20 protein-coding genes are annotated in these 17,008 nt (G+C 65.0%); 7 read left to right on the top strand and 13 right to left on the bottom strand.

The window, feature by feature from the left end; genetic code table 11:
- The first annotated feature begins 10 nt into the window (after window positions 1-10).
- The 3 genes from AC1RJW_RS17965 to AC1RJW_RS17955 are packed head-to-tail and all read left to right on the top strand — an operon-like array spanning window position 11 to window position 3,841.
- Entirely contained in the window at window positions 11-2,035 is a 2,025-nt protein-coding gene (locus tag AC1RJW_RS17965) for a ferritin-like domain-containing protein (RefSeq protein WP_493046189.1), read from the top strand.
- On the top strand, window positions 2,035-2,976 hold the full coding sequence (gene bufB / locus AC1RJW_RS17960) for an MNIO family bufferin maturase (protein ID WP_493046188.1): 942 nt from the start codon (window positions 2,035-2,037) through the stop codon (window positions 2,974-2,976). Before AC1RJW_RS17965 ends, bufB begins: the two co-directional genes overlap by 1 nt.
- Window positions 2,966-3,841 carry an HvfC/BufC family peptide modification chaperone gene (locus tag AC1RJW_RS17955; protein ID WP_493046187.1) on the top strand — a complete coding sequence of 292 codons (876 nt, stop codon included), beginning with the start codon at window positions 2,966-2,968 and terminating at the stop codon, window positions 3,839-3,841. Before bufB ends, AC1RJW_RS17955 begins: the two co-directional genes overlap by 11 nt.
- Before the next feature lie 65 nt (window positions 3,842-3,906).
- On the opposite strand, the gene AC1RJW_RS17950 is transcribed toward AC1RJW_RS17955, so the two are convergent.
- The 11 genes from AC1RJW_RS17950 to AC1RJW_RS17900 all read right to left on the bottom strand — a co-directional run bounded on the left by AC1RJW_RS17950 (window position 3,907) and on the right by AC1RJW_RS17900 (window position 11,112).
- Window positions 3,907-4,155 (bottom strand): DUF3297 family protein, encoded by a 249-nt coding sequence (locus AC1RJW_RS17950; protein ID WP_010398340.1) that lies wholly within the window; start codon window positions 4,153-4,155, stop codon window positions 3,907-3,909.
- A 179-nt stretch (window positions 4,156-4,334) separates the two neighbouring features.
- Window positions 4,335-4,673: a hypothetical protein gene (locus AC1RJW_RS17945; protein WP_493046186.1), complete on the bottom strand. Its 339-nt coding sequence runs from the start codon at window positions 4,671-4,673 to the stop codon at window positions 4,335-4,337.
- 190 nt (window positions 4,674-4,863) lie between these two features.
- Window positions 4,864-5,265 carry a GFA family protein gene (locus tag AC1RJW_RS17940; RefSeq protein ID WP_493046185.1) on the bottom strand — a complete coding sequence of 134 codons (402 nt, stop codon included), beginning with the start codon at window positions 5,263-5,265 and terminating at the stop codon, window positions 4,864-4,866.
- Window positions 5,266-5,275: 10 nt separating this feature from the next.
- Complete coding sequence (locus tag AC1RJW_RS17935; RefSeq protein WP_493046184.1) at window positions 5,276-7,039, bottom strand: ABC transporter ATP-binding protein; 1,764 nt, start codon at window positions 7,037-7,039, stop codon at window positions 5,276-5,278.
- The gene (locus tag AC1RJW_RS17930; protein WP_493046183.1) at window positions 7,036-7,593 is read right to left on the bottom strand and encodes a hypothetical protein; all 558 of its coding nucleotides are present in this window, start codon (window positions 7,591-7,593) and stop codon (window positions 7,036-7,038) included. Before AC1RJW_RS17930 ends, AC1RJW_RS17935 begins: the two co-directional genes overlap by 4 nt.
- Window positions 7,593-8,126, bottom strand: a complete 534-nt coding sequence (locus tag AC1RJW_RS17925) for a MauE/DoxX family redox-associated membrane protein (RefSeq protein WP_493046182.1) — start codon at window positions 8,124-8,126, stop codon at window positions 7,593-7,595. Before AC1RJW_RS17925 ends, AC1RJW_RS17930 begins: the two co-directional genes overlap by 1 nt.
- Window positions 8,120-8,998: an SDH family Clp fold serine proteinase gene (locus tag AC1RJW_RS17920; RefSeq protein WP_493046181.1), complete on the bottom strand. Its 879-nt coding sequence runs from the start codon at window positions 8,996-8,998 to the stop codon at window positions 8,120-8,122. The genes AC1RJW_RS17925 and AC1RJW_RS17920 overlap by 7 nt, the downstream gene beginning before the upstream one ends.
- Window positions 8,980-9,993 carry an ATP-grasp domain-containing protein gene (locus AC1RJW_RS17915; protein ID WP_493046180.1) on the bottom strand — a complete coding sequence of 338 codons (1,014 nt, stop codon included), beginning with the start codon at window positions 9,991-9,993 and terminating at the stop codon, window positions 8,980-8,982. The genes AC1RJW_RS17920 and AC1RJW_RS17915 overlap by 19 nt, the downstream gene beginning before the upstream one ends.
- Before the next feature lie 67 nt (window positions 9,994-10,060).
- On the bottom strand, window positions 10,061-10,252 hold the full coding sequence (locus AC1RJW_RS17910; RefSeq protein ID WP_493046179.1) for a hypothetical protein: 192 nt from the start codon (window positions 10,250-10,252) through the stop codon (window positions 10,061-10,063).
- Window positions 10,253-10,391: 139 nt separating this feature from the next.
- Window positions 10,392-10,580 (bottom strand): hypothetical protein, encoded by a 189-nt coding sequence (locus AC1RJW_RS17905; protein WP_493046178.1) that lies wholly within the window; start codon window positions 10,578-10,580, stop codon window positions 10,392-10,394.
- A 337-nt stretch (window positions 10,581-10,917) separates the two neighbouring features.
- A complete protein-coding gene (locus tag AC1RJW_RS17900; protein ID WP_493046177.1) occupies window positions 10,918-11,112 on the bottom strand; it encodes a hypothetical protein in 195 nt (64 codons plus the stop codon).
- Between the two features lie 326 nt (window positions 11,113-11,438).
- Between AC1RJW_RS17900 and AC1RJW_RS17895 the strand changes: the two genes are divergently transcribed.
- The 3 genes from AC1RJW_RS17895 to AC1RJW_RS17885 all read left to right on the top strand — a co-directional run bounded on the left by AC1RJW_RS17895 (window position 11,439) and on the right by AC1RJW_RS17885 (window position 13,732).
- Window positions 11,439-11,819 carry a hypothetical protein gene (locus AC1RJW_RS17895; RefSeq protein ID WP_493046176.1) on the top strand — a complete coding sequence of 127 codons (381 nt, stop codon included), beginning with the start codon at window positions 11,439-11,441 and terminating at the stop codon, window positions 11,817-11,819.
- A gap of 7 nt (window positions 11,820-11,826) precedes the next feature.
- Window positions 11,827-12,168 carry an immunity protein Imm33 domain-containing protein gene (locus AC1RJW_RS17890; protein WP_493046175.1) on the top strand — a complete coding sequence of 114 codons (342 nt, stop codon included), beginning with the start codon at window positions 11,827-11,829 and terminating at the stop codon, window positions 12,166-12,168.
- Window positions 12,169-12,253: 85 nt separating this feature from the next.
- Complete coding sequence (locus tag AC1RJW_RS17885; protein ID WP_493046174.1) at window positions 12,254-13,732, top strand: serine hydrolase domain-containing protein; 1,479 nt, start codon at window positions 12,254-12,256, stop codon at window positions 13,730-13,732.
- On the opposite strand, the gene AC1RJW_RS17880 is transcribed toward AC1RJW_RS17885, so the two are convergent.
- Window positions 13,729-14,310: a type 1 glutamine amidotransferase family protein gene (locus AC1RJW_RS17880; protein ID WP_493046173.1), complete on the bottom strand. Its 582-nt coding sequence runs from the start codon at window positions 14,308-14,310 to the stop codon at window positions 13,729-13,731. The genes AC1RJW_RS17885 and AC1RJW_RS17880 overlap by 4 nt on opposite strands.
- A gap of 199 nt (window positions 14,311-14,509) precedes the next feature.
- Here AC1RJW_RS17880 and AC1RJW_RS17875 point away from each other — a divergent pair, with 199 nt between their 5' ends.
- Window positions 14,510-16,156, top strand: a complete 1,647-nt coding sequence (locus AC1RJW_RS17875; protein ID WP_493046172.1) for a phosphoethanolamine transferase — start codon at window positions 14,510-14,512, stop codon at window positions 16,154-16,156.
- A gap of 78 nt (window positions 16,157-16,234) precedes the next feature.
- On the opposite strand, the gene AC1RJW_RS17870 is transcribed toward AC1RJW_RS17875, so the two are convergent.
- Window positions 16,235-17,008, bottom strand: coding sequence for a ferredoxin--NADP reductase (locus AC1RJW_RS17870; RefSeq protein WP_058051074.1), 774 nt, complete (start codon window positions 17,006-17,008; stop codon window positions 16,235-16,237).

Here is a 17,008-nt window from a genome sequence, read left to right as displayed (position 1 = left end):
GAGAGACAGAATGAAAATGCCCGTTTTAGGAAGCACCCAGGCCGCCATCACCAACCGTCCGCTCGACATGCTGGCCACCGATACGGCCGCCGTGCGCGCCATCGCCCAGGCGGCCGTCAGCGTGGAACTGTTCACGATTCCCCTGTACATGGCCACCATGTATTCGATCCACGGCACGCACCAGATCAACTCGAAAGGCATCACCTATTACGAAGGCCGCCAGTGGCCGGGCATGGGTACCACGGCGCGGCCCGAACTGAAGGAGCAGAAGGCTTTCAATATCATCTTCAGTGTCTTCATCCAGGAAATGCTGCACCTGCAGATGGCGGCCAACCTGGCTACGGCCATCGGCACGGCGCCATGCTTCACGGGCTCGGAGCTGCAGTCGCAAGACCACGGCTGGACCTGCTACGGCAAGAGCTGCACGGTGATCCCGCACATCGTCGACTTGCAGGACACGGCCGGCTACCGCCACGTGCGCGTCAACCTGGAAGAACTGAATGACAACCAGTGCGACCTGTTCCTCGCCATCGAGCAGCCGGAACAGCAGGCGCGCGCCCAGCTGGCCGAGTTCGACAAGCATAACCACACCAAATATTTCCCCGAGGTACCGTTCGTGGGCTGGACGCCGGGCAAGCACGTGCATGACCTGCCCCTGTTCGGCACCATCGGCTACATGTATGAATGCTATGCGCGCTACATCAGCATCGCATACACGGATGGCCAGACCTTGTGGCACAAGCTGTTCGTCAACGGCTCGGTGCAGCAGGACATGTTCAACAGCCAGGTGCAGGGCCATGCGCGGGCCGAGTTTCCCAAGTTCGACACCTGCTTCGGCCCGCAGGACCAGGATGGCGGCCAGACGGGTTCGTTCAACAAGGCCATCGACATGATGGCGGCCATCACGGACCAGGGCGAGGGCAGCGATACGGCCATCCAGCGCTACCGCCGCGACGCGGCGCAACGCCTGATGGCCGTGCAGCCCGACTACCGCGAAGACCTGGCCGCCCTGAAGTGCGATTACCCGTCGTACGCGAACAATGGCAAGGACGCCGAATCGCGCGATGCGGCCGCGCGCCACGACAGCGCCCCGTTCGACCACTATGAGCGCTTCGGCCAGGTCAAGGCCATGCTGCCCGTGCAGACCTGGGCCGGCTGGCACAAGGAAGGCGGGCGCTGGAGCGAGGCCATGCTGACCAATGAGCGCTACAATCCGGCCACCGCGCCGAAGAACATCCCCGCGCCGGCGGCCGTGGCGGGCGCCCTGAACCGCCTGAAGGACGCCAGCGGCACCCTGCAAATGCTGAGCACGGTGGCCACGGGCGCCATCTATGGCATCACTTCCGTGCTGGACAAGTACTGGCTGAACCAGAAACTGGAGTTTCCGTATCCGTCGATGGTGGGCGCGGGCGACCGCATGGCCATCTGCTGGGCCGTGCTGGGCCAGGCGCCGAACCTGGCGACGGGCGTGCCGCTGGCCGAGAAAGGCGTGCTGTACCACGCCTGCCAGGGCATGCACCTGGAAGGCGACGCGTCGTCCACCTGCGCCGCGCTGGCCGTCTACCACACCTGCCGCGGCTCCAACGGCTGCCATGCCCAGGGCGGCTGCGGGTTTGCCCAGGCCGACACGGGCGGCTCGTCCTGCGGCCACTCGGTCAAGGCTGCCGCGGCGCCTGGCAGCGAGTGCTACGTGCCGCCACCGCCGCCGCAGGACGATAAAGTCTACAGCGCGCCCAGCGACAACAAATGCGGCGGCTTCGGCGGCTGCGCCGTGCCGATTTCGGCCTCGCAGCTGTATCCGAACACCACGAAGAAGGACCCGCCCGAACCCGCCACCATGACCCTGTACGATTTCGGTCCCGCGCCCGAGCACCGCAGCATTCCGCTGGGCCAGAGCATGAGTTTTGCCCTCGGCGACAATGTCTACGACAAGGCCTGGGAAGCCTACGGCAAGGTGATGGCGGCGCGCGGCACGCCGGTGGGCGCGCCGCCGGCGCCCACCGACCTGCGCCTGGCCTTGCCGCCGTCGACTTGATGGCGGCCGTCAAGCCAGCGGCGCTTCCGCGCCTGGGCCTGCCGAACCTGGGCCTGGGCGTGGGGCTGCGTCCGCCCCATTACGCGTACATCCTGGAACACGGTCCGCAAGTGGACTGGTTCGAGATCATCAGCGAGAATTTCATCGACAACCACGGCTATGCGCGCCACGTGCTCGAGCAGGTGGCGGCGCAGGTGCCCATCGTCATGCATGGCGTATCGCTGTCGATCGGCAGCAGCGATCCCCTGAGCCTGGCCTACCTGCGCAAGCTGCGCCAACTGGCCGCCGAGATCCGCCCCGCGTGGATTTCCGACCATGTGTGCTGGACGGGCGCCGCCTCGCTCAACAGCCACGATTTGCTGCCCTTGCCGCTGAACGAGGCCAGCCTGCGCCACGTGGCGGGCAGGGTGCGGCAAGTGCAGGAATTCCTGGGCCGTCCCCTGGTCCTGGAAAACCCCAGCAGCTACGTGGAGTTTGCCCAGTCCAGCATGCCGGAATGGGAATTCCTGGGCCGCCTGGCCGAGGACACGGGCTGTGGACTCTTGCTCGACGTCAACAATGTCCACGTCAGCGCGCATAACCACGGCTATGACGCGGCCGCCTACATCCGCCAGTTGCCGCACGACCACATCGTGCAGATCCACCTGGCCGGACCCACCGTCTGCGGCGCGATGCTGATCGACACGCACGACGCCCCCGTGCCGGCGGCCGTCTGGCGCCTGTACGCGCTGGCGCAGCAGCTGACGGGCGGCGTCTCGGCCCTGCTGGAATGGGATGCGGACATTCCGGCTTACCCGCAGTTGCTGGCTGAACTGGACAAGGCGCGCGCGGCCGGGCGGGGCGAGTTTTCCGATGCCGTACCAGCCACGGCCACGGCGAGCCTGGCCGCCGCCGTCTCGGCGCCGCTGGGCTTTCATCTGGAGGCGGCCCATGCCCCGTAGCGCCGACGGCGACGCGCGCGCGGACGCACCGCTGGCGCAATTGCAGGCGTGGTTTTTGACGGCCATGACGGCGCCGGGCGGTGCGGCGCGCGGTGCGCAGCTGGCCAGCGAGCGCCACGGCTTGACGCAGGAGCAGGTATTGAAACGGGCGCGGGGCGGGCCGGCGCCGCTGCACATCCATGCGGACGGCTACGTGCAGCGCCTGCTCGAATGCCTGCAAGCCGACTATCCCGTCTTGCGCAAGGTCATGGGCGACGAGCTGTTCGCGTTCTTTGCCCGCGCTTATGTCTGGCGCCACCCGTCCGCTTCTCCGACCTTGTATGACCTGGGCGGCGGCTTTGCCGATTTTCTCGCCGCCAGCCAGGGTGCCTCCGGCGCGCAGGGGGACGTCTTGCGCTTTCCCGTCGAACTGGCGCAGCTGGAGCGGGCGCGCAGCGAGGCGGGCAGGGCGCCGGGGCTGGAAAAACTGGCGCCGGCCGTCCTGCCGTCCGGCTTGGACTTGCTTTTGGGAAATGCACCGGCCTGGCGCCTGGCGCCGTGCACGCGGCTGCTGGCCCTGTCATTTCCCTTGTGTTCATTCTGGCAACAGGTGCAGGCGGCGCCGGACGCTGCCGTGCCGGCCCAGCCGCAGGCCAGTCCCGCCTTTGTGGCCATTTCTCGCATGCATTACCGGCTTGCCATGCACGAGCTGCAGCCCTGGCAGTTTGACTGCCTGCAGGCGCTTGGCGGGGGCGCGCCGCTGGCGCAGTGCGCGCAGCAGGCGGCGCAGTCCTGCGGCAGGGCGCCGGACGAGGTGCTGGCCGACGCCATGCTGTGGCTGCCCATGGCGGCCGCGGCCGGGCTGGTCTTCAGCGGCGAGGCGTGAGCGGAAAGCGGCGGACGCAAAAAAGGCCGATGAAAATCGGCCTCGATGACAACTGCAGGTGTTGCTTAGCGGTAAAACGCTTCGACTTTGCCCTTCAGCTTGATCTGCAGCGGACGGCCGCGGCGGTCGAGGGACTTGGTGGAAGCGACCTTGATCCAGCGTTCGCTGATGCAATATTCTTCCACGTCAAGGCGTTCCTTGTCGTTGAAGCGGATGCCGACGTCGTTCTCGAACACGGCTGCAACGTGGTAAGGGCTGCTCGGGTCGATCGACAGGCGATCGGGCAATGGGGGTAAGGTAGTGGTATCGTTCATGGGCGTAATTATCGCCCAGAATGCCGATCCAGACAACGGCCTTTCGCACGCCATCTGTGTGGCCGAGTGCAAAATGGCGGGGCGTCCGCAGGATAGCCATGGAGCGGCACGGCCATGCCGCACCGTCCATGCTGCTACGGATGGCCGGCTGACTTGCCGGCAATCACACTGCCCGGGAATCAGGATTTGTCGTCATTCTTGTGGCTTTGACGTCCCGCTTCCACGTGCTGCTCATGCGTGCCGCCGCGCATGCCGGAGCCGGAGCCCGATTGCTGGCTGCCGCTGCCGCTCTTGCCCTGGCCCGATTGCTGGCCCGACTGCTGCGAACCTTGCGAGCCCGATTGCTTGTCGGCGTCATTCTTGTGGCTTTGGCGGCCCGCTTCCACATGCTGCTCGTGCGTCCCGCCCTGGGTGCCGCCGGACGACTGGCGGCTGCCCGATTGCTTGTCCGACTGCTGGCTGCCCGATTGCTGCTTGTCCGATTGGCTACCGGTTTTGTCGTTGCTGTTCGAAGTCATGGTGGTTTCCTCTATGGTTGATACGCTATGGGTGGTCATCCCGTCACGGATGTTCCTGCCTGACATCCGGTGCTGCCTTGCACCGTTGAGGCCATTCTCCCGGCCTGTCGCTGGCTTCACCATAGGGACACTTCCTGTCGCCACGTAGGAAAACTCTGTGGTCGCTGACAACCATTTCTTAATTTCATGATTACAGATGTCGCGTTTCCTGCGGCGGCGTGTCCCAGTCGTCATGCCAGCCATCGACAAAGGTGACGGGCGCCCGGGCCAGCTCGGCCACCGCCGCATCGTCGAGGCAGTTCACGCCGATGCCGACAAACGGGCCGCTGCGGGGCGAATCGCCGTAGCCGAACGGCCGTACGCCGCAGTGGCGGCAAAAATAGTGGCGTTCGCGGCCGGCGCCGAAGCGGTATACGCTCAAATCCCCTTCACCGGCCAGCAGGCGGAAGGCCGCTGGCGGCACCTGGCTGGCCCAGCAGCGGATCTTCAGGCAATAGGAGCAGTTGCAGCGCAGGCTGGGGGCCGCCAGGTCGATCTCGGCCGCAAAGCGCACGGCGCCGCAGTGGCAGCTGCCATGGTAGGTTTTTTTCATCGTGCCCACTCTACAGGGTTGCCGTACTGTCATGCAACTGCTGGAATTGCGACAGTTGCTGCTGCATCAGCCGCGCATACTGGCCGCCCGCGCGCAGCAGCTCGGCGTGCGTGCCTTGCTGGCAAATCCGGCCCTTGTCCATGACGATGATGCGGTCGGCCTTGACGATGGTGGAAAAGCGGTGGGCGATGATGATGGTGGTGCGCCCTTGCATCAGCGTATCGAGCGCGCGCTGCACCAGCTGTTCGCTGGCCGCGTCGAGCGCGCTGGTGGCTTCGTCTAGAATCAGGATTTTCGGCGTGCGCAGGATGGCGCGGGCAATCGCGATACGCTGCTTCTGTCCGCCGGACAATTGCACGCCCCGTTCGCCCACCACGGTGTCGTAGCCATCCGGAAACGCCTCGATGAAGTCGTGCGCGTGCGCCAGGCGCGCCGCCGCCAGCATTTCGTCGCGCGTCACCTGGCGGTCCGGCACGGCAAAGGCGATATTGTCCGCGATGCTGCCGGAAAACAGGGCCGGTTCCTGCTCCACCACGGCCATCTGGCGCCGCAGCTGCGCCAGGCCCAGCACGCGCGCATCGATGCCGTCGAACAGCAGGCTGCCGGCCCCTGGCTGGTAGTGGCCCAGCACCAGGCTGGCGATGGTGGACTTGCCCGCGCCCGAGGCGCCCACCAGCGCGATCTTTTCCCCGGCCCGGATGGACAGGCTGACGCCGTCGAGGGCCGTCGCCTGCATCCGTTCCGGGTAGGAAAAGCGCACATCGCGCAGCGTGATATGGCCGGCCAGCGGCGGCTGCGGCGCCGCCTCGGGCACGGGACGGTGGCTGCGCAGGATCTCGAAGATGCGGTCGGTCGAGCCCATGGTGCGCATCCAGGTGTTCCAGAATTCGCTGATGGAGCCGGCCGTGTCCGTCACCATGCTGGCATAGATGACGAAGGCCGTCAGCTGGCCCACCGTCAGCTGGCCCTGGCCGATCAGATGGCCGCCGAAGCACAGGGTGGTCAGCAGGGCCACGAAGGCGAGCAGCCCCTGCGCGCCCTGGAACACGGCCAGCAGCCGCGTGCCGGCCAGCGACACCTCCAGCAGTTGCCGCATGGCTTGCGCATAGCGGGCCATGGCGCCGCCTTGCTGGTTGAACGCCTGCACCAGGCGCGCATGGGCAAAATATTCCTGCGCCACCTTGCCGCTGGCGGCCAGGCTGGCGGAAATGGCCCGCGCGCGCAACCGGTAGTTGCTGCCAGACAACTTACCGAAATACAGGCTGATGGGAATGAACAGGGCCAGCGGCAGGCTCAGCATGGGTGACAGCTGCAGCAGCATGGCGATGCCGCCCAAAAACACGCACAGCGAGCGCAAGGCATTGGCCGCGCCGATGGTCAGGCTTTCATGCAGGGCCGACACGTCGGACGTGAGCCGACTGTTCAGCTCGCCGCCATGGTGCTTGTCGAAGAAGGCGATGGGCTGGTTGATCACCACGTCGAACAGGCGCCGGCGCACGCCCATGACGACCATGTGGCCGCTCGACTGCAGCAGGTAGAAGCGGGCGGCCGAGGCCAGCGCATACAGCACGCTGAAGGCCAGCATGGCGGCCGCCATGCCCGGCGTGACGCCGCGCCGGGTCAGTTCCGCCACGTGGTCGATGAAATACGCGATGGCTTGCGGAAAGGCCAGCTGCGCGCCCACGGTAAGTGCCATGCACAGCAGGCCGGCGGCGATGCGCCAGCGCACGGGGTACAGCAGGCGCAGGCGTTCCAGGTGGGGAGCGGCATTCATGCCGCCTGCTCCTCGGGGCGTGCTTCCTGTTCCAGCTGCTGCGCCAGGGCCAGCCAGTCTTCGTCGCCGATCAGGCCGCTCGCCTCGAGCATGCCCTCATGGTTGACAAAAAGATAGGATGGAGAGCTCATCAGCGGATTCAGGCGCCGGTAGTCGCGCAGGCTGACGCGTGCCGCCGCCGCCCGCAAGGGGCCGTCGGGCAGGAAGGCGCGCAGGCGGCGCGGCGCTTCCTCGCTGAGCAGCCACACGGCCAGGCCCGCATCCCGCGCCAGCGGCAGCAGCCGTTCGATGCCGGCCAGCTTTTCCGCGCATTTCGGGCAGCGGCTGGCGAGGAACAGCAGCACGGCCGCCTGGCCGCCGGCGCCCGGCTGAAAAGGCGCGCCGCCAGCCAGCGCGCGGGCTGGCACGGCGGGCAGGGGCTCGCCCGGCGCCAGCGCCGCGGGCACGATGCGTTCGCGGCGGCTGGCGCGCAGCACGGCCAGGCTCAGCCAGACATTGCCGGCGAGGGCAAACGCCAGCGCCGCCAGCACCAGTTGCAGGGTCGTGTCATCCATCAGTGCGCCCTTGCCACAGTGGCGATGTCGTGCAGGGAAATGGCGGCCACGCAGACGATGGACGCCAAGCCGGCGGCCAGCACGCTGGTGGCCACGGGCAGGGCCGCCTCTGGCGCCAGCGCAAAGTAGGCGCCGTTGATGGCGAGCACCAGCGCATTGCGCAGCAGGTCGTAGTGCGACACGGGCCGCGCCGCCTCGCCGAAGCAGCTGCAGCGCACCACGCTGAGCGTGAAATAGCGGTAGGCCAGGACGGCCGTGAGTAGGCCCAGCAGCATGAGCGCCAGCAGCATGGGCGCGTCGGTGCCGCCGGTCAGCAGCCAGCCGGCCAGCAGCAGTTCGACCGCCACCAGGGCGGGCGCGGCAAGGGCGGCGGCGGCGGGCGGCAAGCCGAACGAGGTGGACAGGTTGCCGCGAAAGTCCGCGTAGCCGCGCAGCTTGCCCACGCCGGCCGTCAGCAGCAACAGGGCGATGCAATTGCGTGCCGTAGCGGACAGCAAGGCCGCCAGGGCCGGCGCCAAAAGCGGCGTCAGCATGCTGGCTCCGCTGCCATGCGCCACACGGGCGCGAAGCCGCCCGGACGCTGGCGCCGCAGCTGCACGCCGTCGCGCGAGGCGAGCAGGGCGTCATTCCACGGCTCGTCGGGCGCGCTACGCAGGGCGCCGCCTATGTGCGCCTGCAACTGGGTCGAGATGGCCCAGCCCAGCCGTTCAGCCTGGGCATCGCGTGTCATGTTCAGGCCCAGGCCGGCCAGCTCTTCGCGCGTCAGCGCATAGTTATGCGAGTGATAACCTGTGACCAGCTGGGCGACGATGGCGCGCCGCGCCTCTTGCGTGGCATCGGGCAATTGCCACGCCAGCAATTCCTCGCCGATCTGCGCCAGTTCCAGCGTGGTGCGGTAAAAGGCCGTCAGGGACGGCGGGAAGATGCTACCGCACAGCAGGGACAAGGATTGCTGGCGCGCTTCGCCGGCATCCACGCCGAACCACTGCTGCGCCATGTCGCCGAAGACCTTGATGTCCAGGCTGGAAAAGGCGCCGCCGTCCACGCCGTCGAGCTGCGGGTCGATGGGCGAGAACAGGGCCAGGTCGCCGGCGATGATTTCGTCGGCGCCCAGGGCCAGCAGGGTGGCGGCCGACTGGCAGTGGAAGGGCACGATAAAGCTCAGGTGGCGCGCATGCTGGCGCAGCAGCAGGGCGATGCGGCGCGCCGCGTTGACGATGCCGCCCCGTCCGTGCAGCACCACGTCGAGGCGCGCCACGGGGCCGATGCCCTGGCACAACTCATACAGGGCGGGCAGCAGTTCCATGTCCAGGTGCGAAGCGGCCAGGACGATGGCGCGGCTGTCGCGCGCCTGCTCCAGTGCGCGCAGCTGCGCCGGCAGCAAGTTCAGGTCTGGCTGCGGCATAGCGCTCCTTCGATCAGTTTGTCTGCCACGCTTTCCAGCAGGGGCAGGGCGGGCACCAGTTGTTGCACATATAAAAATTGCCCGACAGGATTGTTTTCCAGGAAAACATATTCGCCCTCGGGCGTGACGATCAGGTCCAGCGCGCCATACTCGAGACCATAGCTGTGCACGAAAGCGAGGCAGCGCTGATGTATGTCGTCCGGCAAGGTGGCCGCCTCATAGCGGATGGGCGCCGACATGTCGCGCGAATCGATGGCCGTGCGCGCATCGTCCTGCGAATACAGGCGGGCGGCAAACAGCTGCTTGCCGATCACGGTGATCCGTAGTTCGTATTGTTTGGCGATATATTCCTGGAACTGGCAGCTCAGCTCACTGACGGCGTCCAGGCTGTCGAGCATGGCGTCGTCGACGACGGTGGTGCCGATGCCGCCGCTGACTCTGTCTGCATCCTCGACCGTTTCGGCCGCCAGGGTGGGCGTGGACATGCTCTTGAAAATGATGGGTCCGCCGACGGCGGCGCGGAAAGCGCGCACGTCGTCGGGCACGTTGCTGATCAGGGTGGCGGGCACGCGAAAGCCCATGCGCGCGGCCCGTTCCAGCTGTTCGCCCTTCCATTGCGCGCCGCGCAGGGCCAGCGGATGGCTGAGCCAGTAGCAATCGAGCGTGTACAGCACGCTGAAGATGGCCTGTTCCGTTTCCAGCCGCGCGTAGGCGCGCTCTTGCTGTGTCAGGTCGCCGCTGGCATACGCGTATTCGGCCGCCTTGCGCAGCCAGACGGCGCCTACCTGGCGCAGGTCCAGCCAGTCGCCGTCGGGCAGGCGGCGCAGCCGCGCGCTGGCCTGGCCGCCCAGCAGGCGCTGGCATAGCTGGTAATCGCGGGGAAAGGCGTCGAGATCGATGCGCATGGGGGCGTGGCCGCGGTCGGCAAGAATCGATGCGACCAGGTCGGCGTGCAGGTCGCCGCTATGGCTGACAATTAAAATCTGTTTATGCATTCAGGGCCCTGCGGCGAAAGAAAATAAAAAGCCTTGCCATGGCAAGGCTTTCAGCTGGCCGTTAGTATCAGCAAAACTCTCCGCCGTCACTGGAACCCATACGCGAATAGCGGTATTGCTCGTCGCTGTCGACGGCCGTGCAGCCGGCCACGGCGACGCCGTCGCGTACTTTCCAGGGCGCGGGACGGACAGGTTTTTCCTGTTCCTTCTTTTCCGCCAGTTTGAAGGCGAACAGCCTGGTTTCTTTTTGCTTGTGCATGATTCTGTCCTATTGTGAGGGTTATATCCCGCGTATTCATTGCGAGCGCACGGCAAGCCGGGCTGCAATTGGCGCCAATTTGAATATATGGGATGGTATGAAAACTCCGCTCAGCGCCGTATTGATGGCGCGGCGAAGGTCAGCAATAGATGCCGGTATCGTTGGGCGCGAAACGCGAACTATCACGCAGGTTGTAATCTTCAGGGTCGCCATAATAGGTGCAGCCTGCCGTGGCGACACCGTCGCGCACCTGCCATGGCTGCTTGTCTTCTTTTTTGACTTCTTTTTCCGCCAGTTTGAAAGCGAACAGCTTGGTTTGATTTTGCATCGTACTATCCTTTTGTAATGGTTAAGTACTGCTTTGTCATTTGCCGGTGATTCGGCTTTTAAATATTAAGTTTAAAAAAATAATGCGTCAACCCATGAATCATATATGGTTGAAATAGCCTGATATTAATATGTCGGGCAGGAAAAAGCGGCAGCACCGCTTGTTGGCCAGGCGAGGTGAGGTGAATCGTGCGTATTCGCCTGATCGAATGCCGCTGCACTCCGCGCAAGCATGCACTGCTCCGCACGCCCGGCAGACGAATCAAAAGGGACCCGGAAGGGAATTCAATATAACCCCGCCTGCGGCGAGGTTATGCCGCGATGCCGCGATGCCGTGATCAGCAGTACTGGCCGCCATCGTTCGGCTGGAAGCGCGAGGAATCGCGGTATTGGTCATTGGTGCCGACGGCCGTGCAGCCGGCCACGGCGACGCCGTCGCGCACTTTCCAGGCAGTGGCGGGCGCCGTTTGTTTTTCTACCTGTTTTTCAGCCAGTTTAAACGCGAACAATTTTGGTTGGTTCTGTTTTTGCATTGTACTATCCTCTTGTGATGGTTAAGTACTGCTTGCGCTGTATGCCATGGTATATGGCCATCCGATATTAGCGCCGGAATAAATAGGCGTCAACTTGAAATTGAATCGTACGGGCGCTGATATTCACGCAATACTCACCAAATATCACGCGGCCGTGTTTATTATTTCCGTGCCATCGATAATAATGGCAGTGATTTAAATGCGCAGGGGGCGATATTATTGCGCCGCAGTATGGCGCGGCGTGTAGGCGCTCGATATCGGCAAGCCGGACGCGCATGCGGCACATCACGCACTATAATGTCGCCTTTTCGCAAGGGAGGCAGGCCATGGCAGCAGCAGTGAGCGACAGCCAGCGGCGGCAGGCGCATGCGCTGGCCACCGCGTTCGTCGGGACCCTCGATTTACGCGATCCTGTTGCGCTGCAACGCGAGTGGGCCATGTCGCCGGCGCTGGCCGGGGAAATCTGCGACATGCTGGACAGTTATTTTGCCGCGCAGCAGCGCCTGTCGCTGGCGCCCCTGGCGCAAGCCTTTGTGCCAGGCAAGGGCGGCCGTCCGCCCGTCGACGTGTACGCCACCGACGCCGGCCCGCTGGGCCTGGAATGCCTGCTGCTGGCCGACGGCAAGCCGGGCGAAGCGATCTTGCACCTGGAAGTGGCGGGCCACGACGGCGCATTGCGGCTGACTTACAAATACATCGGATCCTGAGGACGCCATGAACGAGCTGATGAACGAACAGATCAACGAAGACCAGCAGCGCATCTGCGACAAATACGGCATGCCCGCCCAGGCGCCGGAAGCCATGGTGGCCCTGGCCATCGGCAGCCTCGAACAATCGCCCATCTATGGCACGCGCATCGTGCTGCCGGAAAACGGCACCATCAGCTGGTTCATCCACTGCGGCGAACACGACGATGCCAGCGGCTTTTACCAGCCCCTGCACGCGGAACACCTGCACGAGATGCTGCCGCAAGTGGTCGATTACCTGGCCTTGCCCAGCGGCGCCAAGTTCATCCTCGACCGGCAAGGGTATGAAGATGTGTGGCTGGAAGAGTAACTTTCTAGTCGGCAAGATTGTCGTTGACGTTGACAAATAGGTATGGGATGCTGCGCTTCCGTTTTCAACTGTCGAAAGCCGCATCTTGAAGCCACGCCTCCCGTCCGTCCTGCTCGTCATGGCGCTTGCCGCCGTGGCAGCTCCCTTCACCTCGATCGCCATTGCCGCCCCCGCCAACCCATCGCAGGCATCGCGCGCGGAACAGGAAATTGCCGCCTTTGTGCGCAGCGAAATGCAGGAGCGCCAGATTCCCGGGCTGCAACTGGCCGTGATCCAGGGTGGCAAGGTCGTGCTGAAGCGCAATTTCGGCCTGGCCAGCCTGCAATACCAGGTGCCGGTGACGGATGCCAGCCTGTTTTCCATCAATTCGGCCACCAAGGCGTTTGCGGGCGTGGCCGTGATGCAGCTGGTGCAAGAGGGCAAGATCGACCTGGCCGCGCCCATCGGCCAGTACCTGACGGGGCTGCCTGTAGCCTGGCAAGCCGTGACGGTAACTCAATTGCTCAACCATACCTCGGGCTTGCCCGACGTGCTGGACCAGCGCAGCGGCAAGCTGGTGGGGCCGCAACCGGACGATGCCGCTGCGGCGTGGACGGCCGTGCAGGCGCTGGCCGTGGAAGCCCCGCCAGGCCAGCGCTACCGCTACAACCAGACCAATTACGTGTTGCTGGCGCAATTGATCGAGCGCCAGAGCGGCCAGCCCTTTACCAGCTTCATCCAGCGCCGGCAGTTCGACGTGGCCGGCATGCCGCACAGCGGCTTTGGCGACGCGAAGGACGTGGTCGTGGGCAAGGCCAGTTCCTACGTGCTGGACCGGGGCGGCAACGGTTACCGCAACGTGATCGAGGACTTTCCCGTCTTCATGCGCGCCGGGGCCGGCATCAACAGCAATGCGGGCGAACTGGTCAACTGGCTCATCGCGCTGCAGTCGGGACGCTTGCTGGCGCCCGCCACAGTGGAACGGCTGTGGCAGCCGACCAGCTTGAACGACGGCAAGCCCGCGCCGTGGGCGCTGGGCTGGCCCACCATCGGCCGCGATGGCCACCGCGCCGTGGCCGGCATCGGCGGCGGCCGCTCGGCCTTCTATGTGTATCCCGACGATGGCCTGGCCGTCATTATCCTCAGCAACCTGGCCGGCGGCCAGCCGGAGCAGCTGATCGACACCGTCGCCGGCTTTTACCTTCCCGCCCTGCGCCAGCAGCGCGGCGGCGCGTATGCCGCGCATTTATTGCGCAACAAGGCGGCCAGCACGGGCTTTGAAGGGCTGGAACAGAAACTGGCCGCCATCCGGCGCCAGCATGGATTGCCTGAACCCGCCGAAGGCGACCTGAATGCCTGGGGCTACCGCCTGCTGGGCCGGCAACAGCCGAAACAGGCGGTCGCCGTCTTCCAGCTGGGCGTGCAGCTGTACCCGCAAGGGGCGAATGGCCACGACAGCCTGGCCGAAGCGTACGAGGCCGATGGCGCCACGGCGCTGGCCGTCACGCATTACCGGCGTTCGCTGGAGCTGGACCCGGGCAACACGCACGCCGTGGCGCGTTTGCGCGTGCTGGCCGCCGATTAGCGCGCTGCCGCGGCCTGGCCGTGCTCGGCGCCGTGCATGGCCAGGTAGGCCGTCAGGTTGTCGTCGTGAATGCCCAGGGCGCGCAAGACTTCCTTGGTGAAGGTGACGGGCGCCGTGCCCGGTGCCGTGACGACGCGCTGGTCGGCCACGGCCCACGGTACGTCCTGGTACAGGGCGGCGCCCGCATAGCCGGTATCGGTCAGGTTGTCCGCACTGTTGGACGTATGGCGCACGGTGTCGAGCACGCCCGCCTGCGCCAGCACGCGCGTGCCGTCGCAGATACCGGCCAGCACCACGCCCTTGTCGCGCGCCGCGCGCAGCAGGGGGCCCAGGTCGGGCGCCTTGCCGCTTTGCCAGTGGCTGCCGCCGCACACCATCAGCAAATCGAGTTCCTCGAGTGAAATGGCTTCCAGCGCCAGTTGCGGCGTGACCAGCATGCCGCCGGACGAGGTGACGGGCAAGCCGCCCGGCGTGGCGAACTGCGTGTAGAAGCCGTAGTACAGGCGCGCCGTGGAGTTGATCAGGGCGGTTTCCCAATCGGCAAAGTTCTCGGTCAGTATGGTGATGGCACGTGTCATGAAAAGTCCTGTCGCAGGTGGAGATATCAATGGTACAGGCTGGCTGGCCTGCTGGTGACGAAAGCATAACGAAAAGCACTGACAATTTCTGTCAGGAGCGCACATGAAATGATGGTACAAGTTGCAAGGGACTACGCTACAATCGCTGGCCCGTTCGCGCGGGCTTGCCCCTGTTCAATGCTTACTCTCTATCGCCTCCATGCTGATTCTGTTTTGCCGTGTCCTGTTCAGCATTGCTGGCCTGTTGCTGTTCTTCCTCTTCGATCAGTTAAGCGCGAACGAATGCCTGAAATTGAGCGTCTTGCTGGCGGCCTTCCTGCTGGGCGTGGGCGGCGTGCTGCACGCGTGGCGTGGCAATACCGGCGCCGGCGCGATCAGCGTGCTGGTGCGCGTCGTCGTGCCCCTGTTTTACCTCGATGCCGCCATCAAGGGCTTTTTGCGTGGCTATTTTGGCATGCGGCCGAATCCCAATGCCGTTTTACAGGCCATGTTTGCGACAGATCAAGCGGAAACGGGAGAATTCTTCCTGCACAACAGCGTCGCCCTGGCGCAATCGGCCGGCTGGTTCGTGCTCGTGACGGCGGCCGTGCTGCTGGCCGACCGCCAGCTGCTGCGCTGGCAGGGCGCGCGCGCCAGCAGCGCGCCGGGCCTGCCGCACAAAGCCTTTGCCGCCGGCATGGCCGTGTTTCTCGTGCTGTTGCACGTCAACACCACCATGCGGCGTGAAAATCCGGCCCTGTTCTGGCCGCTGCGCTACCAGCAGTACAGCGCGCAGCTGGATGCGATGAAATCGATGCAGCACGCGCTGACGGCGGCCATGGCCGCGCCGCGCGACTGGAATGTGCGCTATGCGGGCGAGGAGGCGCGCACCGTCATCCTGGTGATCGGCGAGAGCACCAACCGCGCCTCGATGTCGCTGTATGGCTACCCGCGCGCCACCACGCCCCAGCTCGACGCCATGCGGGCTAAGCTGCTGGTATTCAATGACGTGATTTCGCCCGCGTCCAGCACGGTGGAATCGATGATGACCATGCTCACGCCGGCCGATATCGGCAACCCCGATGCGTGGATGGCCAAGCCGAATCTGCTGATGCTGGCCGAGGCGGCCGGCTACAAGACGTTCTGGGTCTCGAACCAGACGCGCAACGACGGCTGGATCGGGCTGCTGGCGGGCGAGGCCGACGAAAGCGATTTCATCAATTACGGCACTGGCCGCGGCGAAAACAATTTTGACGGCAACCTGTTCCAGCCGTTCGCCCATGCGCTGCGCGACGCGGCGCCGAAAAAGCTCATCGTCGTGCACCTGCTGGGCGCGCATCCCAGCTATGACATGCGCTATCCCCGCCGCTTCGCCCATTTCGACCGGGCGCATGACGCCGTCAGCGCGCAGATGGCCAGCCAGGGCAGGTCCAGCTGGATACGCAACCAGCGCGACGAGTACGACAACGCCATCCGCTACGGCGATTACGTGCTGGGCACCCTGATCCGCATGGCGGAGCAAGCCAAGACCGGCCGCGCCGCCTCGCTGCTGTTCGTCTCCGACCATGGGCAGGAGGTGGGCTACAGCCGCAATCACGCGGGCCATTCCGCGTCGGACAAGAGCGGCTATGAAATTCCCATGTTGATCTGGAACAACCAGCAAGCGCCGCAGTCGACGGCCGCGCGCGCCGCGCTGGAAAGCCGGCCGTATCAGACGGACAAGCTTGATGCGACCGTGCTGGGCTTGCTGAAGATCGAAACGCGCTATTACGCGGCGCATGACGATATCCTCAGCAGCGCCTTTACGCCCGTGCAGCGCTTCATGAATGGCTTGCAGTATCAGCGCGGGGCTGCGCTGGCCCGCTGAGCCGGCAATGAAAAGGCCCGGCCCGCCGCGGGAAGCGGCGGGGCCGGGCCCCTGAATTTGCTGCGGATTTGCTTTGGATTACTTCTCGGCGAATGCGCGCTCGACCACGAAGTCGCCAGGCGTCGAGGTATTGCCTTCCTTGAAGCCACGTGCTTCCAGCATTTCTTTCAGGTCGCGCAGCATCTCCGAGCTGCCGCAGATCATGACGCGGTCTTCGGCAGGGTTCAGCGCCGGCACGCCCAGGTCTTCGGCCAGCTTGCCGTTCTCGATCAGTTCCGTGATGCGGCCCATGTTGCGGAAGTCTTCGCGGGTCACGGTCGGGTAGTAGCGCAGCTTGTCGCTGACCATTTCGCCCAGGAACTCATGCTTCGGCAGGTGCTCTTCCAGCAAGTCGTGGTAAGCCAGCTCGTCGACCTGGCGCACGCCGTGCACGAGGATCAGCTGGTCGAAGCGCTCGTAGATGTCCGGATCGCGCACGATGCTGAGGAAAGGGGCCAGGCCCGTGCCCGTCGACAGCATGTACAGGCGCTTGCCTGGCAGCAGGTAGTCGGAGACCAGGGTACCGGTCGGCTTGCGGCCGACGATGACGGTGTCGCCCACTTGCAAGTGTTGCAAACGCGACGTCAATGGGCCGCCCGGCACCTTGATGCTGAAAAATTCCAGGTGGTCTTCGTAATTGGCGCTGGCGATACTGTAGGCGCGCAGCAATGGCTTGCCATCGACGCGCAGGCCGATCATGGTGAAATGGCCATTCGAGAAACGCAGCGACGGGTCGCGCGTGGTGGTAAAGGAGAACAGGGTATCCGTCCAGTGGTGCACGCTTAATACGCGCTCTTCATTCATCGAACTCAT

The organism is Janthinobacterium sp. GW822-FHT07A03 (assembly GCF_058798815.1).
This window is presented reverse-complemented; position numbering and strand designations above follow the sequence as displayed.